The organism is Mycobacterium sp. NTMscope_Eco_3, assembly GCF_976985685.1.
Window position 1 is genome coordinate 5762002 of the sequence record NZ_CDRJYZ010000001.1, and the last position, 24829, is coordinate 5786830.

The following is a 24829-nucleotide window of genomic DNA, read 5'->3' on the forward strand; positions in this document are numbered from 1 at the left end:
GCCGGGCTGGCCGGAGCGGTTCACCACCGACCGATAAGCTCGCCGCATGAGCGAACCGACCGCCTGGGAGTACGTCACCGTCCCGTTGCTGACGCACGCCACCAAACAGATCCTCGACCAGTGGGGCGCCGACGGCTGGGAGCTGGTCTCGGTGCTGAACGGCCCGACCGGCGAACAGCACGTCGCCTACCTCAAACGCCCCAAGTAAAGATGAGCGCCCAGCCTTCCTGGAAGGCCCGCATCGGGGAGCTCGGTCTCGCGCTGCCGGAGGTGGTCGCGCCGCTGGCCTCCTATGTACCGGCGGTGCGCACGGGCAACCTGGTCTACACCGCGGGCCAGCTGCCGATGCAGGCCGGAAAGCTGGCGGGCACCGGCAAGCTCGGCGCGGAGGTCACCCCGGACGAGGGCAAGGCGATGGCGCGGATCTGCGCGCTCAACGCGCTGGCGGCGGTCGACTCCCTGGTGGGGATCGACTCGGTGACCCGGGTGGTCAAGGTCGTCGGGTTCGTCGCATCGGCTCCCGGTTTCAACGGCCAGCCAAGCGTCATCAACGGCGCCTCCGACCTGCTCGGCGAGGTGTTCGGCGACCGGGGCGCACATGCGCGGTCGGCGGTCGGCGTCTCCGAGCTGCCACTGGACGCGCCGGTGGAAGTGGAGCTGATCGTCGAGGTCGGCTGACGGCCGTGACCGAGGTTGCCGAGTCGCTGACCCACCCCGCATACGGCAGGTTGCGGGCGGTCACCGACACGGTCTCCGTCCTGCTGGCCGACAACCCAGGCCTGATGACGCTGGAGGGCACCAACACCTGGGTGCTGCGCGGCCCGCGCAGCGACGAGCTGGTCATCGTGGACCCCGGGCCCGACGACGACGAGCACATCGCGCGGATCGCCGCGCTGGGCCGCATCGGTTTGGTGCTGATCAGCCACCGGCACGGCGATCACACCGACGCCATCGACAAGCTCGTCGAGCGCACCGGCGCGACGGTCCGGTCGGCGGGCAGTGGCTTCCTGCGTGGGCTTGGCGGCGAGCTGGTCGACGGCGAGGTGATCGATGCGGCCGGACTGACGATCAAAGTCATGGCCACCCCCGGCCACACCGCCGATTCGCTGTCCTTCGTGCTCGACGACGCCGTGCTGACCGCCGATACCGTCCTGGGCCGCGGCACCACCGTGATGGACAAGGAAGACGGCAGCCTCACCGACTACCTGGAATCGCTGCACCGGTTGCGCGGTCTGGGCCATCGCGCCGTGCTGCCCGGGCACGGGCCGGAGTTGCCGGACCTGGACGCCGTCACGCGCGGATACATCGCGCACCGGCATGAGCGACTGGAGCAGGTGCGATCGGCGCTGCGGGAGCTCGGCGAGGACGCGGGCGCCCGCCAGATCGTCGAACACGTCTACGTCGACGTCGACGAGAAGCTGTGGGACGCCGCCGAATGGTCGGTGCAGGTCCAGCTGGATCACCTGCGCGGCTAGCGCCAACTCGCCCGGCGAGCGTTCGCGAGCGTAACCCCACTGCGAAATTGAACGCCGAAAATCGCAGCCACGTTACGCTCGCGAACCAACGTTCGCGCGCGGGCTTATCGAGCTCGGCGCGCGAGCCTTTCGGAGTCCGAGATCAGCACGCTCTTGCCCTCGAGGCGGATCCAGCCGCGGTGGGCGAAGTCGGCCAGCGCCTTGTTCACCGTCTCCCGGGAGGCCCCCACCAACTGCGCGATCTCTTCCTGCGTCAGGTCGTGGGTGACCCGCATGGCGCCGCCTTCTTGGGTGCCGAAACGCTGGGCGAGCTGCAGCAGCTGCTTGGCCACCCGGCCGGGCACGTCGGTGAAGATGAGGTCGGCCAGGTTGTTGTTGGTGCGGCGCAGCCGTCGGGCCAGCACCCGCAACAACTGCTCGGCGATCTCGGGGCGATCGGCGATCCACGCCCGCAGGGCGTCCCGGTCCATCGACACCGCACGCACCTCGGTGATGGTGGTGGCGCTGGAAGTCCGCGGACCCGGGTCGAAGATCGACAGTTCGCCGAACATATCCGACGGGCCCATGATCGTCAGCAGGTTCTCGCGTCCATCGGGCGAGCGGCGACCGATCTTCACCTTCCCCGCGACGATAATGTAGAGCCGATCCCCCGGTTCCCCCTCAGCGAAGACTGTGTGTCCGCGGGGGAAGTCGACGGGTTGCAGCTGCTTGGTCAGCGCTGTGACCGCGCCGGGCTCAACCCCTTGGAAGATTCCTGCCCTTGCCAGGATCTCGTCCACGTTGCCTCTTCAACTTTCCCAGAAAATTAATGTATACGGGCAGGCTGATCCCTTGCTCGCGTGACGAGTCTAGAGGAACGCCATTGTGTCTAACGTGCCAACGCTACACACGATTGGCGTGTCGAGGTGCCCTAAATTGCGGATTGACGTGCGAATGGCCGTGGATTCGCGTCGGCAATGTCATCTCATCGCGGTCGACGAAGCCGACGGCAAATGACGGCGCGGCGTGGCGCGGCCCGTCGGTGCGTCCGGTCAGCACGGGGCCGGACAGTTGCCGGGCCTCGCGTCGATGCAGGTACTCGAGCGCCTCGGGCATGCCTTCGCAGGCCAGGGTGCGCATATCGACGTCGCCCGCGCGCTCGAGAAACTCGTCGACATCGGCCACCGCCAGGGCGTCATGGGTGAGTTCGAATTCGAGCCGCCCCAGACCGAGCGCCGCCAGCATCAGCAGCACCGGAACGCCGGCTACCAGCAACCATGACACACGAAGAGTAAACATGGCCTTGCATCAACACGAGGTCTCGGCGAGATCACGAAATCAGTACTCTGTCGTAGGTGACAGTGGCAAAGTCGTCCGGGCGTTCGAAGTCGACGCCGGCCCAGCCCGGTGGCGTCGAGGCCCGGCGCTGGGCGCAGGAATCCCGAGTTGGCTTGGTGCGACGGGCGCGACGGATGAATCGTGCGCTGGCACAAGCGTTTCCGGACGCGCACTGCGAGCTGGACTTCACCACGCCGCTGGAGTTGACGGTCGCCACCATCCTGTCCGCGCAGAGCACCGACAAGCGGGTCAATCTGACGACGCCGGCACTGTTCAAGCGGTACCCGTCGGCGCTCGACTACGCCCAGGCCGACCGCGCCGAACTGGAAACCCTGATCCGCCCGACCGGCTTTTTCCGCAACAAGGCGTCCTCGCTGATCGGCCTCGGCCAGGCCCTGGTCGAACGGTTCGAGGGCGAGGTGCCGGGCACCATGGGCGAGCTGGTCACGCTGCCCGGTGTGGGCCGCAAGACCGCCAACGTGATCCTGGGCAACGCCTTCGGGGTCCCGGGCATCACCGTCGACACGCATTTCGCGCGGCTCGTGCACCGGTGGCGCTGGACCACGGACAACGACCCGGTCAAAATCGAGCACTCCGTCGGCGAGCTCATCGAGCGCAGTGAGTGGACCATGCTGAGCCACCGGGTGATCTTTCACGGGCGCCGGGTGTGCCACGCACGCAAACCCGCGTGCGGCGTCTGCCTGATCGCCAAGGACTGCCCCTCCTTCGGCCTGGGACCCACCGAGGCGCCGCTGGCCGCGCCCCTGGTGCGGGGTCCGGAAACCGAGCACCTGCTCGCGCTGGCCGGGCTGTAACCCGCGCCGGAACCGACTCGCACAGGGACCGCATGCCGATGTGGAGGCCGACGCTCACCCGGAAGGCTCGCTGGCACATCGCGATTCTGGCGGTGGTCGTGGCGCTCATCGCGGCGCTGGTGGCGCAGCTGCGCGACCACCCGGCCACGACGGGGCCGCCGGCGACCGAACGTGGCGATCAGACCGCGGCGGACCGGGAACACCGCGACGCCGACACCCCGGCGGCGTTGGCGGGTCCGCGGCAACGGGCCGGCCTGGCGCCGTGCCCCGGCGCCGGAAGCGGTCCCGGCCCCGAGGCGCTGCGCGGCGTGACGGCGGAGTGCGCGGCCGACGGTTCGGTCGTCGATGTCGCCCGCGCGGTGGCCGGGCGCCGCGTGGTCCTCAACTTGTGGGCGTATTGGTGCGCGCCGTGCGCCGCCGAACTGCCCGCGATGGCCGAGTATCAACGGCGGGCCGGTTCGGACGTGACGGTGGTGACGGTGCATCAGGACGAGAACGAGACCGCCGCCTTGCTGCGGCTGGCCGAGCTCGGCGTTCGGCTGCCGACGCTGCAGGACGGTCGTCGCCGGGTCGCGGCCGCGCTGCGGGTGGTAAATGTGATGCCCGCGACGGTGGTTCTGCGGCCGGACGGTAGCGTTGCGCAGACGCTGCCGCGAGCTTTCACCACTGCCGACGAGATCGCGGCGGCGATCGGAACCGACAGGGGATAAGCGGAAAAATTGAACCGACTGGAGGGGCCGTGAGTGCTGGGGGTTCGCCCCTGCGGAATGGGGACCCCGCCCCCACACGCGGGACCGTTCCGCTGACGCCCGACGCCTGCCCGTCCTGGCTGCGTCCGCTGGTCGACAACGTCGATGACGTTCCGGATGCGGCCCGGCGCCGGCTGCCGGCCGACGTGCTGGCGATGATCACCACCAAGGCCGCGTCGGCGGTCACCGCCCTGCGCGGAGGCGCCCGCGAAGCCGCGGTCCTGGTGTTGTTCTCCGGCCCGCAGTCCGGTCCACCCGATGGCGGTCTCCCCGACGACGCCGACCTGTTGGTCACCGTGCGGGCGTCGACCTTGCGTCACCACGCCGGCCAGGCGGCGTTCCCCGGTGGCGCCGCCGATCCCACCGACGACGGCCCGGTGGCCACCGCCCTGCGCGAGGCCCACGAGGAAACCGGAATCGACGTCAGCAGGCTGCATCCGCTGGCCACCCTGGAGCGAATGTTCATCGCGCCCTCGCAGTTTCACGTCGTCCCAGTGTTGGCGTACTCGCCGGATCCCGGTCCGGTTGCCGTGGTCAACGAGGCCGAGACGGCGATCGTCGCACGAGTTCCGGTGCGCGCCTTCATCAATCCGGAAAACCGGTTGATGGTGTACCGCGGCGACCTCGGCCGCCGGTGGGCCGGCCCGGCGTTTCTGCTCAACGAGATGCTGGTCTGGGGATTCACTGGCCAGGTGATCTCCGCGTTGCTCGACGTCGCCGGCTGGGCGCAGCCCTGGGACACCGCCGACGAGCGGGAGCTGGACGCGGCGATGGCGCTGGTCGGTGAACGGGGCGAGACCCGCCGATGAACATGAATTCGATGACCCCGTCGCAGTGGCTGGATATCGCCGTACTGGCGGTCGCCTTCATCGCGGCGGTCTCGGGTTGGCGGTCGGGGGCGTTGGGTTCGCTGCTCTCGTTCGTGGGGGTGTTGCTCGGCGCGATCGCCGGGGTGTTGCTGGCGCCCCACCTCGTCAGCCACATCGCCGCCCCGCGCGCCAAATTGTTTGCGGCACTGTTCTTGATCCTCGCGCTCGTCGTCATCGGTGAGGTCGCCGGCGTGGTGTTGGGGCGAGCAGTCCGGGGCGCGATCCGCAGCCGCTCCATCCGCACTCTCGACTCGGTCATCGGGGTGGGAGTGCAGCTCGTCGTGGTGTTGACCGCCGCGTGGCTGTTGGCGACGCCGCTGACGCAGTCGAAGGACCAGCCGGAGCTGGCCGCCGCGGTCCGGGGTTCGCGAGTGTTGGCTCAGGTCAACGAGGTTGCACCGCCTTGGCTCAAGACGGTGCCCAAGCGGCTGTCCGCGCTGCTGAACACCTCCGGCCTGCCCGCCGTGTTGGAGCCGTTCAGCCGGACCCCGGTCATCCCGGTCGCCTCACCCGACCCCGAGCTGGCCCGCAATCCGGCGGTGCAGTCCACCGCCCCCAGCGTGGTCAAGGTGCGCAGCCTGGCCCCCAGCTGCCAGAAGGTGTTGGAGGGCAGTGGATTCGTGATCGCGCCCGACCGGGTGATGACCAATGCGCACGTGGTGGCCGGGTCCAACAGCGTTCAGATCTACGCCAGCGGCAGCCCTCTCGACGCGACCGTGGTGTCCTACGATCCGTCGGTCGACATCGCGATCCTGGCGGTCCCCAACTTGCCGCCACCACCGTTGCCGTTCGCGCAGACCGAGGCGAAGACGGGTGCCAGTGTCGTCGTGCTCGGTTATCCGGGCGGGGGCAACTTCACCGCGACACCGGCCAGGATCCGGGAGCTGATCAAATTGAGTGGGCCCGATATCTACCGGGACCCGGCGCCGGTCACCCGCGACGTCTACACGATCAGAGCCGGTGTGGAGCAAGGCAATTCGGGTGGACCGTTGATCGATCTCGACGGCCATGTGCTCGGTGTGGTGTTCGGCGCGGCCGTCGACGACCCCGACACCGGCTTTGTGCTGACCGCCGACGAGGTGGCCGGTCAGCTCGCCAAAATCGGTGACACGCAGACGGTGGGCACCGGGTCCTGCGTCAGTTGAGGCCGGCTCGGGACGCGTGCACCTGGTCGAGGAATCTCGTCAGGTGCCTGTTGACTTCCTCGGGCGCCTCTTCGTGGCTGAAATGCCCTGCGCCCGAGATGGATACGTAGCGCCCCTGCGGCGCATAACGTTGCGTCCGATCGACCGGGTCGGCCAGCACGTAGGGATCCGCCTCGCCGCGTAGGTGCAACAGCGGCACACTGAGCTGCTGGCACATCGACCTCATGAACCGCCGGCCCTCGTCGCGCAGCTGGCTGCGCGCCGCCCAGCGCTGGTATTCCAGCGCGCAGTGCGCGGCCCCCGGAATCTGTATCACCGTCCGCAGATGGCCGATGGTCTCGGAAAAGTCCTCGGATGCAAGCCATTTCGCGCAGCTACGGCTGCGGACCAGGTGTTCGATCTCCGCCGCGTTGTTGCGGGTCAGCAGGCGCTCGGGCCACAACGGCAGTTGGTATGGCAGCAACGTCTGCAACAGCGCGTAACCCTGGTCGCGTCGCGTCAATGTGGATCGCCGCAACGCCGCCGGGTGCGGCGAGCTGATCAGCGCGATGGCCGACACCAGCCGCGAATGCAGCAGCGCGGTGGCCCAGCAGGCCAGCCCGCCGTCGGCGTGGCCGACCAGCGTCGCCGAGGGGTGCCCGAGCGCACGGATGAGTCCGGCCGTGTCCCCGGCCAGCGTCCAGCCGTCGTAGCCGCGGGGCGGCTTGTCGCTGCCGCCGTAACCGCGCAGGTCGACCGCGACCACGCGCGCGCCGGTGAGCCCGCGCAACTGGTGACGCCAGGACCACCAGAACGATCCGAATCCGTGCAGCAGCATCACCAACGGCCGCGCCGTCGGCGGCAGGCCCCCGGCATCGCGGGGAGGAAGGGCCTCCACGACGTGAAAGCGGATGCCGTTGGCGTGCACATCCAGGTGGCGCCACGGCCCGTCGATGCGGGTTACCGACGGATCGGGCGGCGCCATCTACCCGCCCGAGAGATCGCCGGCGGCTTCGTCGCCGCGCTTCGCGTGCCTGCCGTGCGACTGGGTGAGTTGCTTGTCATGGCCCGGCGTGAGCGCGGTGCGGGTCTCCTTGACAGATTCGATCGTCTGGCGCGGCCCTCGAATCCGGCGCACCTTGAGGAAGCCCAGCAAGGCGAGTGCGGCGCCGACCACCACCATGATCCCGAAGACGATCAGGTACGCCACCCAGCGCCACAGCCAGGTGTCGAGCAGTTCGGCGACGAAGAAGAAAAAAAAGAAGGTGGAGTAGAACAGCACCACGAGCGCGGCGATGAAGAAAACGCTACCGGTGAGGCCCTTTTTGACGTCGCGGGTAATTTCGGCGCGGGCCAGTTCGACTTCGGCGCGCACCAACGTGGAGACCTGGGTCGTCGCGTCCTTGATCAGGTCGCCGATCGACGACTCGGTGGGCTTGGCGTGCGGGTCGGTCAACGGAATCGTGGTCAGCGTGCTGGGCACACCGTTCTTGCCATCGGCTTTGCTCACAGACCGTCCTCTTTCGTCGTCGCCAGGCTCGCTGTCGTCGCGGTTCATGTTGCCACGTGGCGCCTGGACAGGAGAAGCCAGACGAGGCCGGCCGACCACGCGACCGCCCGCTGGCCAGTTGGGTTCGGCCAGAACACGGTCGGCCGGGACGCGCGGCCGAAGCGAACATGGCTCCCCGGCCGATTACACTCGGCCAAGCCGGTCGCGATGTCCGGCCGACGATGGGAGTGAGGCTGTGCGGAGGGCGCACCGATGCTTCTTGGTGGCGATGGTTGCCCTGCTCGTGGCCGTGCTCGGTTCGCATGGCCACGCCGCCGCCGCTGATGTCAGGATCCCGCTGGGGGGTGGGGCGGGCATCGTTGTCAACGGCGACACCATGTGCACGCTGACCACCATCGGTGGGGATGCCGCGGGCGAGCTCATCGGCTTCACCTCTGCGCATTGCGGGGGCCCGGGCGCTCAGGTCGCCGCCGAGGGCGCGGAAAACGCGGGGATATTGGGCACCATGGTCGCCGGCAACGACAACCTCGACTACGCGGTGATCAAGTTCGATCCGGCCAAGGTGACACCGGTGGCGAACTTCAACGGCTTCTTGATCAGCGGCATCGGCCCGGACCCGGCCTTCGGCGAGATCGCCTGCAAACAGGGCCGCACCACCGGCAATTCGTGCGGCGTCACCTGGGGGGCGGGCCAGACCCCGGGCACCATCGTGATGCAGGTCTGTGGCCAACCGGGTGATTCCGGCGCGCCGGTGACCGTCAACAATGAGTTGGTCGGAATGATCCACGGCGCGTTCAGCGACAACCTGCCGACATGCATCGTCAAGTACATCCCGTTGCACACCCCGGCGGTGGTCCAGTCCTTCAACGCGATCCTGGGCGACATCAACGCCAAGCACCGCCCCGGTGCGGGGTTCAGCCCGCTGCCGGCCTGAACGGCACCGGCTACTTCGCCGCCCTGATCGCGTCGAACACGCCGGGGTCGAGCAGCGTTGAGGTGTCGCCCAATTCGCGGTTCTCGGCGATGTCGCGCAACAGCCTGCGCATGATCTTGCCGCTGCGGGTCTTGGGCAGCTCGGGCACCACGTGCACCTCGCGCGGACGCGCGATGGGGGAGATCTCCCGGGCCACCTCGACGCGCAGGTCGTCGACGATTCCGTCGTGCACCTCGAAATCCGCGCACAGGACGACGAACGCGCAGATGGCCTGACCGGTTGTCTCGTCGGTCGCGCCGACCACCGCCGCCTCGGCCACCGCGGCGTGGCCGACCAACGCCGACTCCACCTCGGCCGTGGAGAGCCGATGGCCCGACACGTTCATCACGTCGTCGATGCGGCCGACCACCCAGATGTCGCCGTCGGCGTCGTAATAGGCGCTGTCACCGGCGAAATACCAGCCTTGCTCGGCGAATCGGGACCAGTAGGTCTCGACATAACGTTGCGGATCGCCCCAGATGCCGCGCAGCATCGACGGCCACGGCTGGTCCAGCACCAGGTAGCCGGTGACGTGCTCGCCCTTGTCCTCGCCCGGCGGCGGCAGCTCCTCGCCGTGGTCGTCGACGATCTTCGCCGAGACCCCCGGCAGCGGCCTCATCGCCGAACCCGGTTTGGCCGCAGCGACCCCCGGCAACGGGGAGATCATCGTGGCGCCCGTCTCGGTCTGCCACCAGGTGTCGACGATCGGGAGGCGCTCGGCGCCGATCACCTTCCGGTACCAGCGCCACGCTTCGGGGTTGATCGGCTCGCCGACCGACCCCAGCAGCCGCAGGCTGGACAGGTCGTGCGCATCGGGGATCTCGCGGCCCCACTTCATGAATGTGCGAATCAGCGTGGGCGCCGTGTAATAGATTGTCACACCGTATTTTTCGATGATGTCGAAATGACGGTGCTGGGTCGGGCTGTCGGGTGTGCCTTCGTAGAGCACCTCGGTGACCCCGTTGGCCAGCGGACCGTATACACCGTAGGTGTGTCCGGTGACCCAGCCGATGTCGGCGGTGCACCAGAACACGTCGGTGTCGGCCTTGATGTCGAAGACGTAGTGGTGCGTGTAGGCGGCGTGTGTCAGGTAGCCGCCGCTGGTGTGCACGATGCCCTTGGGCTTGCCGGTGGTGCCCGAGGTGTACAGCAGGAACAACGGCTGCTCGGCGCCGAACGGCTCCGGGGTGTGTTCGGGGGAGGCGGCGTCCACGACGTCGTGCCACCACAGGTCGCGGTCGTCATCCCAGGACACGTCAATTCCGGTGCGCCGCACCACCACAACGTGCTCGATGGGGCTGTCCGGGCCCGCAACCGCCTCGTCGGCGGCGTCCTTGAGGGGCGCGGGCTTGCCGCGGCGGAATTGCCCGTCGCTGGTGATCAGCAGCTTGGCGTCGGCGTCGGCGATGCGGGCCTGCAACGCTTTGGCGGTGAAGCCCGCGAACACGACGCTGTGCATGACGCCCAGGCGCGCGCAGGCCAGCATCGCGATCACCGCCTCGGGGATCAGCGGCAGGTAGATCGCGACGCGGTCACCGGCTACCAGGCCGAGATCGGTCAGCGCGTTGGCGGCCTTGCAGACTTCGGCTTGCAGCTGCGCGTAGGTCAGGCTGCGGTGGTCACCGACCGGCTCGCCCTCCCAGTGGATGGCGATGCGATCCCCGTGGCCGGCCTCGACGTGGCGATCGACGCAGTTGTACGCGACGTTGAGCTTGCCGTCGGCGAACCACTTGGCGAACGGCGCGTCGGACCAGTCCAGCACCTCGGTGAACGGCGTTGCCCAGGACAGCCGATTGGCCTGGTTCGCCCAGAAGGCCAGCCGGTCCTGTTCGGCTTCGCGGTACAGCTCCTCGCCCGCGTTGGCCTGTTCGACGAAGTGCGCCGACGGGGGATACGACGAGGGGCCCGCAGGGTGGGTTGCGGTCACTGGCTTCTCCTGTGTCGAGACTGCGCCGTTGGCTGGCCGACTGCGAGCCTAGCTGTGTGCGGCGTGGCTCTGCGAGCGGCAGTTGTGTGCCGAATCCGGGGTCAAAGTGTGCCCTCAGGGCGGATAATCACCGTGTGCCGGGTCATGGGCGGAGCATCCGCCGACTAGCCCCCAGCTTCGCCGCGGCCGCAACGACTTACGCCGCCGCCGCGGTGCTGGGGTGGCCCGCGTCGGCCATGCCGGCCGACACCGTCGACGCGCCGACGCCGTGCTGGTCGGACCAGATCGCCGTGTCCGCCTCCCCGACGGAGGCCGCGGTGGGGCACCGCGCGGTGACCCTGATCTTCACCCTCGCCGGCGGCGCGGAGCCCTGCACCATCGCCGGATACGCCGGGGTCGACTCGGGCGCCGGCGGCCCATTGGTGCACGCCCGGCCCACGTTGCGCGGATACATGGGCGGCCTGCCCAGCGGCGTCAACGTCGCGCCCGCCGTCATCCTGTCCATCTCGACCCAGGGCCAGGCGATCGTCGAGGGCGTCGCCGTCGACGGTGAGGGAAAGCCGTGCCCCACCTACACGGACTTGCTCGTCAATCCGCCCGGCACCACCAACGTGGTGACGGTGTCGGCCACCATCGAGGCCTGCGAGTTGCAGGTGCATCCCGTCACCGCGGTCTGAGCGAGTCAGTCGGCCCTGGCCAGACAGTAGACGCGCGCGGGGACGACCACCCGGGGGTTCTAGGTCGCAGACGCGGTCGTGGCACTTCACCCCCGCACGACTTCAGGCCCTAGGGTCGGGTGTCATGCGTGCGATGCGGACCCCGCCGGCCTTGCTGGCCCCGGTCGTCGCCGCGATGCTCGTGGTCGCCTCGCTGGCCGGATGCGGCGGCGGTGTGCTGAGTCCGGATCTGGTGGTGGTCAACGGCGGCGAACCACCCAACCCACTGATCCCGACCGGCACCAACGACAGCCAGGGTGGCCGGATCCTCGACCGGCTCTTCGCCGGCCTGATGTCCTACGATGCCGCCGGCCACCCGTCGCCCGAGGTCGCCCAGTCGATCGACACCACCGACAACGTCAACTACCGCGTCATCCTCAAACCCGGCTGGACGTTCACCGACGGCTCACCGGTGACGGCGCATTCGTTCGTCGACGCCTGGAACTATGGCGCGCTGAGCACCAATGCCCAACTGCAGCAATGCTTCTTCGGCCCAATCGACGGCTTCGACGCGGTCGCCGGCCTCACCGGAGACGGCAAGCCGACCGCGACCACGATGTCCGGGCTGCGGGTGATCAACGACCTGGAGTTCACCGTCCGGCTCAAGGCGCCGACCATCGACTTCAGGATGCGGTTGGGACACAGCGCCTTCTATCCGTTGCCGGCGGCCGCCTTCCGGGACATGAGCGGGTTCGGCCAGCACCCGATCGGCAACGGACCGTACCAACTCGCACAAGGCCCGGACGGTCCGGCGTGGGAGCACAACGTCCGAATCGACTTGCGGCCCAACCCCGGATATCGCGGCAACCGCAAGCCACACAACAAGGGGCTGCGCTTCGAGTTCTACGCGAACCTGGACACCGCCTACGCCGACCTGCTGTCGGGCAACCTCGACGTGCTGGACACCATCCCGCCCAGCGCCCTGCCGGTCTACAAGCGCGACCTCGGCGACAAGGTCACCAGCGGCCCGGCCGCGATAAACCAGAGCCTCGACACCCCGTTGCGGCTGCCGCATTTCGGGGGCGAGGAAGGCCGGCTGCGCCGCCTGGCGCTGTCGGCCGCCATCAACCGGCCGCAGATCTCCCGGCAGATCTTCGCCGACACCCGCAGTCCCGCGCGCGATTTCACCGCCCGATCACTGCCGGGGTTCGATCCGAACATCGCCGGCAGTGACGCGTTGGACTTCAATCCCGATCGGGCGCGGCGACTTTGGGCGCAGGCCGATGCGATCTCGGCCTGGAGCGGACGCTACGCGATCGCCTACAACGCCGACGCGGGACACCAGGACTGGGTGGACGCCGTGGCCAACAGCATCAAGAACGCGCTCGGCATCGACGCGGCAGGCGCGCCGCAACCGACCTTCGCGGGGTTTCGCACCCAGATCACCAACCGCAGCATCGCCACCGCGTTTCGCGCCGGATGGCAGGGCGACTACCCGTCGATGATCGAATTCCTCGCCCCGCTGTTCGGCACCGGCGCGGGATCCAACGACGTCGGCTACTCCAGCGAGAAGTTCGACGCCGCGCTGGCGGCCGCCGAAGCCGCACCCGACCTGGCGCAGGCCACCGGGCTGGCCAACGACGCCCAACGAATCCTGTTCCACGACATGCCCGTTGTTCCGCTGTGGAACTACATCAGCGTGGTCGGATGGTCACCCGAGGTCAGCAACGTCACGGTCACCTGGAACGGGCTGCCCGACTACGAGAACATCGTCAAGGCTTGACATGGGCTGGTACATCGCGCGCCGGATCGCCGTCATGGTGCCCGTGTTCCTCGGCGCCACGTTGCTGATCTACGGCATGGTCTTCCTGCTGCCCGGCGACCCCTTGGCCGCGATCGCCGGCGATCGCCCCCTGACGCCGGCCGTCGCCGCGCAGCTGCGCACCCGCTATCACCTCGACGACCCGTTCATCGTGCAGTACTTGCGCTACCTCGGCGGCGTTTTGCATGGCGACCTGGGCCGCGCCTACTCCGGGCTTCCCGTCAGTGACGTTCTCGCACACGCGTTTCCGGTCACCCTGCGGCTGTCGTTGATCGCCCTGGCCGTCGAGGCGGTGCTGGGAATCGGGTTCGGGCTGGTCGCGGGCCTGCGTGCGGGTGGCCTTTTCGATTCGACGGTGTTGATCACCGGCCTGGTCATCATCGCGATCCCCATCTTCGTGCTGGGATTCCTCGCGCAGTTCGTGTTCGGGGTCCGGTTGGGCATCGCCCCCGTGACGGTGGGACAACGAGCCACCTTCGCGCGCCTGCTGTTACCCGGAATCGTGCTGGGCTCGGTGTCTTTCGCTTATGTGGTGCGGTTGACCCGGTCGGCGGTGGCCGCCAACGCGCATGCCGACTACGTGCGCACCGCCACCGCCAAAGGATTGTCACGGCCCCGGGTTGTGACGGTGCACATCCTGCGCAACTCGCTGATCCCCGTCGTGACGTTTCTGGGAGCGGACCTGGGCGCGCTGATGGGCGGTGCCATCGTGACCGAAGGCATCTTCAACATTCACGGCATCGGCGGGGTGCTCTACCAAGCCGTCACCCGGCAAGAGGCGCCCACCGTGGTCTCGGTCGTGACCGTGCTGGTGATGATCTACCTGCTCACCAATCTGATGGTGGATCTGCTGTACGCCGCGCTGGATCCCCGGATCCGTTATGGCTGAGCCGAACACCGCACGGGGCGGATTCTGGCGCGACACGTGGCGGCGCTTGCACCGGCGCCCGAAGTTCATCGGTGCGGCGCTGTTGATCGCGTTCATCGTTGCCGTCGCGATGTTTCCGGCGTTGTTCACATCCGTGGATCCGACTTATGCCGATCCCGGCCAGAGCCTGCTGCCCGCGTCGCGCGCGCACTGGTTCGGCACCGACTTGCAGGGCCACGACGTGTACGCGCGCACGGTGTACGGCGCGCGCGCCTCGGTCACGGTCGGCCTGGGGGCCGCCGCGATCGTGTTCGTCGTGGGCGGCGCGCTGGGCGCGTTGGCCGGCTTCTACGGCGGCTGGATCGACGCGGTGGTCTCCCGTGTCACCGACGTGTTCTTCGGGCTGCCGTTGCTGCTTGCCGCGATCGTGCTCATGCAGGTCCTGCACCATCGCACGGTGTGGACGGTGATCGCGATCCTCGCGTTGTTCGGTTGGCCGCAGGTGGCCAGGATCGCGCGCGGTGCGGTGCTCTCGGTGCGCGCAAGCGACTACGTCCTCGCCGCTAAAGCGTTGGGGATGAGCAGGTTTCAGATCCTGCTCCGGCACGCGCTACCCAACGCCCTGGGCCCGGTCATCGCGGTGGCCACCATCGCCCTCGGCCTTTTCATCGTCACCGAGGCCACCTTGTCGTACCTCGGTGTCGGATTGCCGACCTCGGTGGTGTCGTGGGGCGGCGACATCAATCTCGCCCAGACGCGGCTGCGGGCGGGCTCGCCCATCCTGTTCTATCCCGCCGGCGCCCTGGCCATGACCGTGTTGGCCTTCATGATGATGGGCGACGCGCTGCGCGACGCGCTGGATCCGGCGTCGAGGGCGTGGCGGGCATGAGCGCAACCGCCCCGCCACTGCTGTTGGTGGACGGCCTGGAAGTCAGTTTCGGCGGTCAGGCCGCGGTGTGTGGCCTGGACCTGTCCGTGCTGCCCGGTCAGACCGTCGCCGTCGTGGGCGAATCGGGATCGGGGAAATCCACCACCGCCGCGGCGATCCTCGGACTCCTTCCGCCGGGCGGGCGAATCACCGGCGGGCGCATCGTGTTCGACGGCGTCGACATCTCGGCCGCCGACCGCCGAGCGATGCGTGCGATCCGGGGTCGGGAGATCGGCTACATTCCGCAGGATCCGATGACCAACCTGAACCCGGTGTGGAAGGTCGGCTTTCAGATCCGGGAAGCGTTGCGGGCCAACACCTCCGACCCGCACACCCGTGAACGCGCGGTGGAGCTGCTCGCCGCGGCGGGGATGTCGGACCCGGTGAAAGACGCCGGGCGCTACCCGCATCAGCTGTCCGGCGGCATGTGCCAACGTGCGCTGATCGCGATCGGGTTGGCGGGCCGGCCGCGGCTGTTGATCGCCGACGAGCCGACGTCCGCGCTGGATGTCACGGTGCAGCGGCGTGTGCTCGACCACCTGCAGCGGCTCACCACCGAACTGGGCACGGCGCTGCTGCTGATCACGCACGACCTGGCCCTGGCCGCGGAGCGTGCCGAGTCCGTGGTCGTCGTCCATCGCGGCGTCGTGGTGGAATCCGGTGCGGCGCAGTCGATCTTGCAAAGCCCGCAGCACGAATACACCCGCCGGCTGGTCGCCGCGGCTCCTGCACTGGCGGTCCGGGGCGCCGCGCGGTCGCGTCCGAGAGCCGGGCAGCCGGACGAGGGCGACGCCGACGAAATCCTCGTCGCCTCCGAGTTGACCAAGGTCTACCGCGAATCCCACGGTGTTCCGTGGCGGCGCGGCGAATTCCGCGCCGTCGATGCGGTGTCGTTTCGGCTGCGCCGCGCGCGCACGCTGGCGATCGCCGGGGAATCGGGGTCGGGAAAATCGACCCTGGCGCGGATGGTGCTCGGCCTGCTGCCGCCCACCTCGGGCGCGGTGGTTTTCGACGGCACCCGAATCGACGACGCGATGCCCCGGGACGCGCAGCTTGCTTTCCGCCGGCGGGTGCAGCCGGTGTTTCAAAATCCTTACAGCAGCCTGGATCCCATGTACTCGGTGTTTCGTGCCATCGAGGAACCGTTGCGGATTCACCGGGTCGGCGACCGCAGGCAGCGCGCACAAGCGGTGCATGACCTCGTCGACCAGGTGGCGCTGCCGTCGTCGGTATTGGATCGCCTGCCCCGCGAACTGTCCGGTGGCCAACGCCAACGGGTGGCGATCGCTCGCGCGCTGGCGTTGCGTCCCGAAGTGCTGGTGTGCGACGAGGCGGTGTCGGCGCTCGACGTTCTGGTTCAGGCGCAGATCCTGGACCTGTTGGCCGATCTGCAGGCCGAACTGGGGCTGGCCTACTTGTTCATCAGCCATGACCTCGCGGTGATCCGGCAGATCGCCGACGACGTGTTGGTGATGCGCGCGGGCCGCGCGGTGGAGCACGCGCCCACCGAGGAGCTGTTCACTCGCCCCGGCCACGAGTACACGAGGCAGCTGTTGGAGGCTATCCCGCACGCGCGGACAATCCGACGGAGATAGGTTGTCAAGCTGTGACGGCTGATCCTCTGGCCCCCCTGATGGAACTGCCCGGCGTCGCCGAGGCGAGCGACCGCGCCCGCGAGGCGCTGGGGCGCGCCCATCGCCACCGGGCCAACTTGCGCGGCTGGCCCGTGACCGCCGCCGAGGCCGCGCTGCGGGCGGCGCGCGCGTCGTCGGTTCTCGACGGCGGTCCCATCCGACTGGAGGATCTCGCCGACGCCGGAAAGGTCAGCGATCCGGTGTTCGCGGGCGCGCTCCGGGTGGCGCAGGCGCTCGAGGGCGGCGAAGGCCCCGTTGTGGGCATCTGGCGGCGCGCGCCCCTGCAGGCGCTTGCCCGTCTGCACATGCTGGCCGCGGCCGATCAGACCGACGCCGAGCACCTGGGTCGCCCGCGCGCCGATGCGGGCGTAGGGCCGCGGCTGGAGCTGTTGGCGGAGTTGGTGAATGGCCGCACCCAGGCGCCGGCCCCGGTGATCGCCGCGGTCGCGCACGGTGAGTTGTTGACGCTGAAGCCATTCGGCAGTTCGGACGGCGTGGTCGCCCGCGCGGTGTCGAGGTTGGTGACCATCGCCAGCGGGCTGGACCCGCACGGCTTGGGGGTGCCCGAGGTCAGCTGGATGCGTCAGCCCGCGGCGTACCGCGACGCGGCACAGGGTTTCGCCGATGGCACGCGCGAGGGGGTGGGCGCGTGGCTGGTGCTGTGTTGCCGAGCGATGCAAGCCGGTGCGAAAGAGGCTCTGGCGATCGCCGACTCGATGTCGAATCGGTAGCTGAAGCAGGGGCCGAAAGGCCGGGAAATCGGCACCGGAAAAGGGCCGGAAAAGTGTAGAGCGGGCGACGTTCCGAATGATCGGTCCGCCGCCCGCTAGCACGGGACTCGGTTACCAAGCGTGCATTTCGGGGCTGCGTGGGTTGGCCTCGGCGATCTTGCGACGCTTCTGGTTGCAGCCCCACCCAAAGGGCCGTCGACACTTCCGCTTTTCGCAATTACGCAGGCCCGCAACACTTCTGCCATTTTCGCGGCTATGACTCCGCGTGGGTGCCGGGCACCGTGCTGGGCGCCCGGATCGGGAGATCGAACCTTCTCTTCCGGATCGACCTAGGCCTCACCGGGCTTCCGTGGTTCCTTTGTACTACTAGACCCTTAGCACAGCAAGGCCCAATTTGGCGAATGCCGCCAAGGCGCATTGGATGGCGCGCCTCACGTGTTTGCTGTGGCTTAGAACGCGTAGCGGCGCAACAGCGAGTAGGTGACCGCGCCGGCGGCGAGCGCGCTGATGCCCACCGCCGCGGTGGTGGCGATCGCCGCGCCGGACGGCGCCGGGATGCGGTCCCGCAAGGACACCGGGCGGGAGAAGGACATCACGGGCCAGCCGCGTTCGACGGCTTCCCTCCGCAACCCGCGGTCGGGATTGACGACGCTGGGGTGACCGACCGTCTCGAGCATCGGCAGGTCGGTGATCGAGTCGGAGTAGGCGTAGCAGTGTTCGAGCGGATAGCCCTCGCGAGCGGCCAGCTCGCGGATCGCTTGGACCTTGCCCTCGCCGTAGCAGTAGAACGCGATCTCGCCGGTGTACCGACCGTCCTCGACGACCATCCGGGTGGCCATCGCGTGGGTGGCGCCCAGGGCCCGGGCGATCGGCGCGACGATTTCCTCGCCCGAGGCCGAGACCACCACGACGTCACGCCCGCACAATTTGTGGGCGGCGATCAGATCGGCGGCTTCGGCGAACACCAGCGGGGTCACGATGTCGTGCAGCGTCTCGTTGACGATCGATTTGACCTGTTCCACGTCCCAGCCGGTGCACATATTGGTCATGTGCGCCCGCATCCGATCCATCTGGTCATGATCGGCACCGGAGAGCAAATAGATGAACTGGGCGTAGCTGGACTTGAGCACGGCGCGGCGATTGAGCAGGCCCTGTGCGAAAAACGGTTTGCTGAACGCCAGCGTGCTGGACTTGGCGATGATCGTCTTGTCGAGGTCGAAGAAGGCCGCCGTGCGGGCGCGGGACGTGGTGCTTGCCGCTGATTGGCCCGCGGCTGACTGCTCGGCAGCCGGGTCGAAGACGGTCACGGACCCAGCATAGGTCGGCGGTGCCGTCGTGCCGTGGTCCCGCACCGGAAATGGCCGCTCAGGGCCGTGCGGGTGGCCGGTGGAGCAGTGTTTTCGCGGCTCAAGGTCATTTTTCAGTAAATGATCTATTGCGTTATTGCGGACTGTCATGTGTATAGTAAGCATTACTCGGCCTGAGCCGAGGGTGTATCAGCCCGACCCCCCGGGGCTGATACACGACGACCCTCGCCTCCTCCCCCCCTGGCGGGGGTCGTCCCTTTTCTCGGGTCTTTTTGGGCCGTTTCCCCCCGGTTTCGGGCGCTGGGATTGGCCCTCGATGCGTTGCGGGGAGTTCGTCCGTCGTCGCTGGCGCACCGCCGCCGCGCGCGGTTTGTGCACACTCACGTCTCTATCCCCAAATCCGCGTTTGGGACTGGTGTGCCAAGGTTGGGGCCCCGCACAGTGGGCGGATGACCGGCACCTCCACGACCGAAGCCGCCCACCGCGCCGAGGGTTCTGCGGGTGTATTGGCGATGCTGGCGGAGCCCGAACTGCGCGCCGAGGTGGAGCGCGTGGCGGCAGCGGCCGGGATTCGCGTCGTGCATGCCGGCGACGCGACGCCGGTGAGCCGCAAGACCTGGGAGGCGGCCGCGGCCATCGTGCTGGACGCGGGGGCCGCGGTGCGCTGCGAGCGCTGGGCGCTGCCACGCCGCGATCACGTGACCGTAGTGACCGCGGCCGAGCCCGACCCGACGACGTGGGCGGCCGCCGTCGGCGTCGGCGCCGGGCACGTGCTGCGACTGCCCGGGCACGCGGCCGAGCTGGTTGGTGAACTCGCCGAAGCCGCCGAGTCGTCGCGCGACGACGGGTCGCGCGGCCACGCGGTCGCCGTCATCGGGGGCTGCGGCGGCGCCGGCGCCTCTGTGCTCGCGGTCGCCCTGGCTCACGCCGCCAGCGAAGCGCTGCTGGTGGACCTCGACCCGTGGGGTGGCGGCATCGAATTGTTGCTCGGCGGTGAAAACGCGCCGGGGTTGCGCTGGCCGGACCTTGCGCTGCGCGGTGGGCGGCTCACCTGGCCGGCGGTGCGCGATGCGTTGCCGCGACACCGCGGAATCAGCGTGCTCTCCGGAACTCGGCGCGGGTACGAGGTGGACGCCGGGGCGGTGCACGCCATCGTCGAGGCGGGCCGTCGGGGCGCGGTCAGCGTGATCTGCGACCTGCCTCGCCGCTTCACCGACGCGACCCAGGCCGCCTTGAGCGCCGCCGACCTTGTCGTGGTCGCCAGCCGCTGTGACGTGCGGGCCTGCGCGGCGACCACGGCGATGGCGCCGGCCCTGGCGTCCGTCAATCCCAACGTGGGCCTGGTGGTGCGGGGACCGTCGCCGGGAGGACTGCGGGCGGCGGAGGTCGCCGAGATCGCCGGCCTGCCGTTGCTGGCGGCGATCAAAGCGCAGCCGCAACTCGGCGAGCAGGTGGAACGCGGCGGCCTGCGATTGGGGCGGCGGTCGGCGCTCGCGGCGGCGGCCCGCGAGGTGCTTGGGGTGCTGCCGCCCGCCGGCGCGCGGGCGGCGCGGAACGGTCGGGCGGCGTGAGTGGTTCGCTGATCGAGCGCGTCCGCGAGCGACTGGCCGGCGAAGCCGGGCCGCTGGGGCCTTCGGTGGTGGCCGCCGCGATCCGGGCCGAGTCCGGCGGGATGCTCGGCGACACCGAGGTGCTGGCCAATCTCCGTGTGCTGCAGACCGAACTGACCGGCGCCGGCGTTCTCGAACCGCTGCTGTGCGCGGACGGTACGACCGACGTCTTGGTCACGGCACCGGACGCGGTATGGGTCGACGACGGCAACGGCTTGCGCCGAACGGGGATTCGCTTCCGCGACGAGGCCGCGGTGCGGCGCTTGGCGCAGCGACTGGCGCTGGCCGCCGGACGGCGGCTGGACGACGCGCAGCCCTGGGTAGACGGCGAGCTGACCGGCATCGGGGCCGGGGGGTTCGCGGTGCGGCTACATGCCGTGCTGCCGCCGGTGGCCGCCGCCGGCACCTGTTTGTCGCTGCGGGTGCTGCGGCCGGCCAGCCAGGACTTGGCGGCCCTGACCGCCGCGGGTGCGATCGAGCCCGCGGCCGCTGCGCTGGTCGCCGACATCATCGCCGCCCGGCTGGCGTTTTTGGTGAGCGGCGGAACCGGCGCGGGCAAGACGACTTTGCTGGCCGCGATGTTGGGCGCCGTGCCGCCCGCCGAACGGATCGTCTGCGTCGAGGATGCCGCCGAATTGGCGCCGCGGCACCCGCATCTGGTGAAACTCGTCGCGCGGTGCGCCAACGTCGAAGGCGTCGGCGAAGTCCCGGTGCGCCAACTGGTCCGGCAGGCGCTGCGGATGCGGCCCGACCGCATCGTGGTCGGCGAGGTCAGGGGCGCCGAAGTGGTCGACCTGCTGGCCGCGCTGAACACCGGGCACGACGGGGGCGCGGGCACCGTGCACGCCAACAACCCCGGCGAGGTCCCCGCACGCCTGGAAGCGCTGGGCGCGCTCGGCGGTCTCGATCGGGCGGCCCTGCACAGCCAACTCGCCGCGGCCGTGCAGGTGCTACTGCATGTCGAACGCGACCGCACCGGTCGGCGGCGACTCGCTGAAATCGCTGTGCTGCAACCGGTTCGAGGACAGGTCCGGGCGGTCACGGTGTGGCACGCGGATCGGGGGATGACCGACGACGCCCCGCAACTGCGGCGCGTCCTGCAAAGCCGGATGCCGGCGTGAACGGCCCGCAGGCCGGCGCGCTGCTGTTGTCGCTCGCGCTGGTGGTCGGTCGGCCCTCGCCCCGGCGCCGGCTCCGTCCGGCGGCGTCGCCGCGCCGGCGGCTCCCGTCGAACGGGCTTCGCGGCGCGGGCTGGGTGGCTGTGGGTGTGGGCTGCGCCGCCCTGGTCCTGCTGCCGCTGACGACCGTTCTGTGCTTCGCGGTCGTGGGCGCGACCGTGAGCCTGCGCTATCGGCGTCGCCGCCGCATGCGACGCGCGACGCGGGAGGGCCGCGCGCTGGAAACCGCGCTCGATGTGCTCGTCGGTGAGCTGCGGGCGGGCTCCCATCCGGTGCGCGCGTTCGGCGTCGCCGCCGACGAGACCGCCGGCGCGGTCGCGGACTCGCTGCGCTCGGTGGCGGCGCGGGCCCGGTTGGGTGCCGATGTCGCGGCCGGGCTGGCCGCCGCCGCACGCTCGTCGGCGCTACCCGCGCATTGGGAGCGGCTCGCGCTGTGCTGGCGGCTGGCCAGTGACAATGGGTTGGGAATAGCGACCCTGATGCGCGCCGCCCAGCGCGATATCGCTGAGCGGCAACGGTTCTCGGCGCGCGTTGCATCGAGCCTGGCCGGTGCGCGCGCGACCGCGGCGATACTGGCCGCCCTGCCGGTGCTCGGGGTGCTGCTGGGTCAACTGATCGGGGCCCGACCGCTGGCCTTCCTGCTGGGCGGGCATGTGGGCGGGTGGCTCTTGCTCATCGGTTCGACGCTGGCCTGCGGCGGGCTGTTGTGGTCGGACCGCATCGTCGATCGGGTGGCGTGATGAACCGCGCCGGTGACGATGCAGAGCGAAGCGATGAGGAGGAGCGGCGCATGAACCTCGTAGCGGTGCTGCTGGCCGCGGCGCTGTGGATCGGTCCCGGTCCCTCGCTGACGCGACGGCGTGCCGGGATGCCGCTGCGCGGCGGCCGGGCGCGGGGGACCGCCGCGCGAACGGGCGGCCCGGACGCGCTGGCGGTCGCGTCCTGTCTCGACGTGCTGGCCGTGTGCCTGGGGGCGGGCATGGCGGTGTCGACCGCCGCGGCGGCCGCCGCGCCATCCGCGCCGCCACAGCTGGCCCGCGTCCTGCGCCGGACCGCCGACCTGCTGGCGCTGGGCGCCGATCCCGCTGTGGCATGGGCGATTCCGTCGGACCTACCGGCGAGCCCGGACGACACGCACGTCGACGCGCTGCTGCGGTTGGCGCGGCGCTCTGCGTCCTCGGGCGCGGCGCTGGCCGGTGGCGTCGCCGAGTTGGCCGACCAGTCCCGCCACGACGCCGCACACGCGGCCACCGCCGCCGCCGAGCGGGCCGGGGTGCTCATCGCCGGGCCGCTGGGCCTGTGCTTCTTGCCGGCGTTCGTCTGCTTGGGCATCGTCCCGGTGGTGGCGGGATTGGCCGGTGAGGTGCTGCAGTCGGGTCTGCTGTGAAACGAAAGGAAGTCCTTGATGATCAACATGTTTCGCGAATTCGCCGCGCGCGTGGTCGTGCTGGCGGCCGACGAGTCGGGCATGTCGACGGTCGAATACGCCATCGGCACGATAGCGGCGGCGGCGTTCGGCGCGGTGCTGTACGCGGTGGTCACCGGAGATTCCATCGTGTCGGCGCTGACCAACATCATCGGCCGTGCGCTCAACACCAAGGTGTAGCCGGTAGTGCCGGCGCGAGCACCGTCGAGGCGGCGTTGGGCATCGCATCGCTCGTGGTGGTGCTGGTGCTGTGCCTGGCCGGCGTCAGCGCGGTTTCGATGCAGGTGCGCTGCATCGACGCCGCGCGCGAGGCCGCCCGACTGGCCGCTCGCGGCGACGAACGCTCCGCCGTGGCCGCCGCTCGCCGACTCGCCCCTGCCGGGTCGCGAATCAACCTGCACCGCGACGGCGACTTCCTGGTCGCCACCGTGGTCGCGCACTCGAAGTTGTTGCCCGCCAGTGTCATTGACGCAAAGGCGGTCGCCGCGGTCGAGCCGCCCCGATGATCGGGGCTCGGCCACATTGGTCGCGGCCTGGATGGTCGTGGTGCTGCTATGGGCGACCGGCGTCGCCGCCTACCTCGGCTCGGCGGTGGTGGCCCGTCACCGCGCACAGGCGGCGGCCGACCTGGCCGCCCTGGCCGCGGCGGCGCGCCTGGCGTCCGGATCCGACGCGGCCTGCACCCACGCCGCGGTCGTCGCCCGCGCGATGCGGGTCGACGACATCGGCTGTGTGGTCGACGGTCTCGATGTCGTCATCACGGCGCGGGTGGCGGTCGTCGTCGCCGGTACGGCACGGGCCACCGCGCGGGCGGGGCCGGCGGTCGCAGGAAAGGACTAGGGCGCTTGTGACAGCCCCGCGGCGACCAGCTCGTCATCGGTGGGCAATCGCAGGGAGACCAGCCCCGCGTACGTATCCGGCTCCAGCTCCACCCGGTTGACGGTGATGTGCACCGGCACCCAGTCCCCGTCGTGCCCGGGCATGCGCAGCACCCGACTGGTGGCGCCCCCGTCGAATTCCCTTGTCATGGCGGTCATCACGTCCTGATCGTCGGGGTGAACGCGTGGCTTTCCCGTCTCGCTGCGTCGCCAGTCGTAAAAGGTGCAGGGCTCGTCGAGCCATTTCAACAGGGTCCAGTTGTTGAGGTCGATCAGCGCGCGGTGCACCCCGGCCTGGGCGAGGCCGCTGAGGATCCGTTGCGCCAGGTCGTCGGTCGACACCGCCGGGCCCTTCAGTTCGGACTGCCAGTTGATCGCTCGCGCCACCAAGTGCTCCCGGCCGTCGGGCCCCGGCTCCAAGATCGTGCGCGCGACGAAACCTATCCGGATCGCCTTGCCGCGCCAGTCGGTGAGATCCCAGGTGCTGCACAATGTTTGGTCGGGCTTGGCCTTGACCGCCATCGCGAGCACTTTGGTCTCGTTCGGGTTGAGTTCACGGGACGGGAGATCCTCGGCGAAGGCCCTGCCGAAGGTGACTTCGACTTCGGGGTTCTTGCCGCTGTTGATCAGCGATTCGCGGGTGTCGGTCGCCACACCCAGGGTCAGGTCCCACTTCAGCGGCCCCGGAATCGGGCGCTCGGGCGGGTCGATGTCGGAGGGCCCGGTCCACACGTGCACGCCGTGGATGAGACCGTCGGACATCACCACCGGTTCGGTGCGAATGATGCGATCACGCTTGGGTGTGATGCTGGTCAGGCCCTGCCCGGTCTGCACCGATTCGGCGATCGCGGTTCGCACCGCGGCGAGATACGGGCTGCGGCGCAGGAAGGTGGCGATCGGGACGAGATTCTTCAGTTGGCGCCCCTGCGCCACAACGGTGGGATCCCCACCGAGCGTCTCCACGAGCAACCAGTCGTGGGCCATGCGGCTGAGTTTACGGCGACGGGACGCGCCCGTGGGAGCGGGTGAACC

General features: G+C 69.6%; 28 protein-coding genes. 21 read left to right on the forward strand and 7 right to left on the reverse strand.

Going from position 1 to position 24829, the window contains the following annotated elements:
- Positions 1-46 precede the first annotated feature (46 nt).
- The 3 genes from AC0KTM_RS26960 to AC0KTM_RS26970 are packed head-to-tail and all read left to right on the forward strand — an operon-like array spanning position 47 to position 1475.
- Complete coding sequence (locus AC0KTM_RS26960) at positions 47-208, forward strand: DUF4177 domain-containing protein (RefSeq protein ID WP_095576409.1); 162 nt, start codon at positions 47-49, stop codon at positions 206-208.
- A gap of 2 nt (positions 209-210) precedes the next feature.
- A complete protein-coding gene (locus AC0KTM_RS26965; RefSeq protein ID WP_472417192.1) occupies positions 211-678 on the forward strand; it encodes a RidA family protein in 468 nt (155 codons plus the stop codon).
- 5 nt (positions 679-683) lie between these two features.
- Complete coding sequence (locus AC0KTM_RS26970; protein WP_472417194.1) at positions 684-1475, forward strand: MBL fold metallo-hydrolase; 792 nt, start codon at positions 684-686, stop codon at positions 1473-1475.
- Between the two features lie 104 nt (positions 1476-1579).
- Here the strand turns inward: AC0KTM_RS26970 and crp are convergent, their stop codons facing one another.
- Both crp and AC0KTM_RS26980 read right to left on the reverse strand, forming a co-directional pair.
- Entirely contained in the window at positions 1580-2254 is a 675-nt protein-coding gene (gene crp / locus AC0KTM_RS26975; RefSeq protein WP_007772229.1) for a cAMP-activated global transcriptional regulator CRP, read from the reverse strand.
- A 103-nt stretch (positions 2255-2357) separates the two neighbouring features.
- Entirely contained in the window at positions 2358-2753 is a 396-nt protein-coding gene (locus tag AC0KTM_RS26980; protein WP_225326162.1) for a hypothetical protein, read from the reverse strand.
- A 173-nt stretch (positions 2754-2926) separates the two neighbouring features.
- Between AC0KTM_RS26980 and nth the strand changes: the two genes are divergently transcribed.
- From nth to marP, 4 genes are read left to right on the forward strand one after another with little or no spacing between them, the layout of a single operon-like run.
- A complete protein-coding gene (gene nth, locus AC0KTM_RS26985) occupies positions 2927-3607 on the forward strand; it encodes an endonuclease III (protein ID WP_472417574.1) in 681 nt (226 codons plus the stop codon).
- Positions 3608-3639: 32 nt separating this feature from the next.
- Complete coding sequence (locus AC0KTM_RS26990; protein WP_472417196.1) at positions 3640-4317, forward strand: TlpA family protein disulfide reductase; 678 nt, start codon at positions 3640-3642, stop codon at positions 4315-4317.
- A gap of 29 nt (positions 4318-4346) precedes the next feature.
- Positions 4347-5165 (forward strand): NUDIX hydrolase, encoded by an 819-nt coding sequence (locus AC0KTM_RS26995; RefSeq protein WP_238955621.1) that lies wholly within the window; start codon positions 4347-4349, stop codon positions 5163-5165.
- 11 nt (positions 5166-5176) lie between these two features.
- Positions 5177-6370, forward strand: coding sequence for an acid resistance serine protease MarP (marP, locus tag AC0KTM_RS27000; protein ID WP_472417198.1), 1194 nt, complete (start codon positions 5177-5179; stop codon positions 6368-6370).
- On the opposite strand, the gene AC0KTM_RS27005 is transcribed toward marP, so the two are convergent.
- Positions 6363-7334, reverse strand: coding sequence for an alpha/beta fold hydrolase (locus tag AC0KTM_RS27005; RefSeq protein ID WP_472417200.1), 972 nt, complete (start codon positions 7332-7334; stop codon positions 6363-6365). The genes marP and AC0KTM_RS27005 overlap by 8 nt on opposite strands.
- Positions 7335-7859, reverse strand: coding sequence for a phage holin family protein (locus AC0KTM_RS27010; protein WP_472417576.1), 525 nt, complete (start codon positions 7857-7859; stop codon positions 7335-7337). It lies immediately after the preceding gene.
- Between the two features lie 235 nt (positions 7860-8094).
- On the opposite strand from AC0KTM_RS27010, the gene AC0KTM_RS27015 reads away from it, so the two are divergent.
- Complete coding sequence (locus AC0KTM_RS27015; RefSeq protein WP_225326168.1) at positions 8095-8793, forward strand: S1 family peptidase; 699 nt, start codon at positions 8095-8097, stop codon at positions 8791-8793.
- 10 nt (positions 8794-8803) lie between these two features.
- Here AC0KTM_RS27015 and acs read toward each other — a convergent pair whose 3' ends face one another.
- Positions 8804-10759 (reverse strand): acetate--CoA ligase, encoded by a 1956-nt coding sequence (gene acs / locus AC0KTM_RS27020; protein ID WP_472417202.1) that lies wholly within the window; start codon positions 10757-10759, stop codon positions 8804-8806.
- Positions 10760-10893: 134 nt separating this feature from the next.
- Here acs and AC0KTM_RS27025 point away from each other — a divergent pair, with 134 nt between their 5' ends.
- The 6 genes from AC0KTM_RS27025 (at position 10894) to AC0KTM_RS27050 (ending at position 17398) form a co-directional block, all read left to right on the forward strand.
- Entirely contained in the window at positions 10894-11436 is a 543-nt protein-coding gene (locus tag AC0KTM_RS27025) for a DUF4232 domain-containing protein (RefSeq protein ID WP_225326170.1), read from the forward strand.
- Between the two features lie 133 nt (positions 11437-11569).
- On the forward strand, positions 11570-13198 hold the full coding sequence (locus AC0KTM_RS27030; RefSeq protein WP_472417204.1) for a peptide ABC transporter substrate-binding protein: 1629 nt from the start codon (positions 11570-11572) through the stop codon (positions 13196-13198).
- Position 13199: 1 nt separating this feature from the next.
- Entirely contained in the window at positions 13200-14126 is a 927-nt protein-coding gene (locus AC0KTM_RS27035; protein WP_472417206.1) for an ABC transporter permease, read from the forward strand.
- Positions 14119-14994, forward strand: a complete 876-nt coding sequence (locus AC0KTM_RS27040; protein ID WP_238955629.1) for an ABC transporter permease — start codon at positions 14119-14121, stop codon at positions 14992-14994. The genes AC0KTM_RS27035 and AC0KTM_RS27040 overlap by 8 nt, the downstream gene beginning before the upstream one ends.
- A complete protein-coding gene (locus AC0KTM_RS27045) occupies positions 14991-16628 on the forward strand; it encodes a dipeptide ABC transporter ATP-binding protein (RefSeq protein WP_472417208.1) in 1638 nt (545 codons plus the stop codon). The genes AC0KTM_RS27040 and AC0KTM_RS27045 overlap by 4 nt, the downstream gene beginning before the upstream one ends.
- An 11-nt stretch (positions 16629-16639) precedes the next feature.
- Positions 16640-17398, forward strand: a complete 759-nt coding sequence (locus AC0KTM_RS27050; RefSeq protein WP_225326175.1) for an oxidoreductase — start codon at positions 16640-16642, stop codon at positions 17396-17398.
- 449 nt (positions 17399-17847) lie between these two features.
- Here AC0KTM_RS27050 and AC0KTM_RS27055 read toward each other — a convergent pair whose 3' ends face one another.
- Entirely contained in the window at positions 17848-18705 is an 858-nt protein-coding gene (locus AC0KTM_RS27055; RefSeq protein WP_225326176.1) for an HAD-IB family hydrolase, read from the reverse strand.
- Positions 18706-19217: 512 nt separating this feature from the next.
- Between AC0KTM_RS27055 and ssd the strand changes: the two genes are divergently transcribed.
- The 7 genes from ssd to AC0KTM_RS27090 are packed head-to-tail and all read left to right on the forward strand — an operon-like array spanning position 19218 to position 23759.
- The gene (gene ssd, locus AC0KTM_RS27060) at positions 19218-20276 is read left to right on the forward strand and encodes a septum site-determining protein Ssd (protein ID WP_472417578.1); all 1059 of its coding nucleotides are present in this window, start codon (positions 19218-19220) and stop codon (positions 20274-20276) included.
- A complete protein-coding gene (locus tag AC0KTM_RS27065) occupies positions 20273-21436 on the forward strand; it encodes a TadA family conjugal transfer-associated ATPase (protein WP_225326177.1) in 1164 nt (387 codons plus the stop codon). The genes ssd and AC0KTM_RS27065 overlap by 4 nt, the downstream gene beginning before the upstream one ends.
- Entirely contained in the window at positions 21433-22233 is an 801-nt protein-coding gene (locus tag AC0KTM_RS27070) for a type II secretion system F family protein (RefSeq protein WP_225326178.1), read from the forward strand. Before AC0KTM_RS27065 ends, AC0KTM_RS27070 begins: the two co-directional genes overlap by 4 nt.
- Positions 22234-22283: 50 nt before the next feature.
- Complete coding sequence (locus tag AC0KTM_RS27075) at positions 22284-22880, forward strand: type II secretion system F family protein (RefSeq protein ID WP_225326179.1); 597 nt, start codon at positions 22284-22286, stop codon at positions 22878-22880.
- Between the two features lie 18 nt (positions 22881-22898).
- Positions 22899-23099, forward strand: a complete 201-nt coding sequence (locus AC0KTM_RS27080; RefSeq protein ID WP_225326180.1) for a DUF4244 domain-containing protein — start codon at positions 22899-22901, stop codon at positions 23097-23099.
- A gap of 35 nt (positions 23100-23134) precedes the next feature.
- Complete coding sequence (locus tag AC0KTM_RS27085; RefSeq protein WP_472417211.1) at positions 23135-23425, forward strand: TadE family type IV pilus minor pilin; 291 nt, start codon at positions 23135-23137, stop codon at positions 23423-23425.
- A gap of 31 nt (positions 23426-23456) precedes the next feature.
- Entirely contained in the window at positions 23457-23759 is a 303-nt protein-coding gene (locus tag AC0KTM_RS27090; protein WP_308011523.1) for an Rv3654c family TadE-like protein, read from the forward strand.
- Here the strand turns inward: AC0KTM_RS27090 and AC0KTM_RS27095 are convergent.
- Positions 23756-24781, reverse strand: coding sequence for a PAS domain-containing protein (locus tag AC0KTM_RS27095; RefSeq protein ID WP_225326181.1), 1026 nt, complete (start codon positions 24779-24781; stop codon positions 23756-23758). The two genes, AC0KTM_RS27090 and AC0KTM_RS27095, sit on opposite strands and share 4 nt — an antisense overlap.
- Positions 24782-24829: the final 48 nt, after the last annotated feature.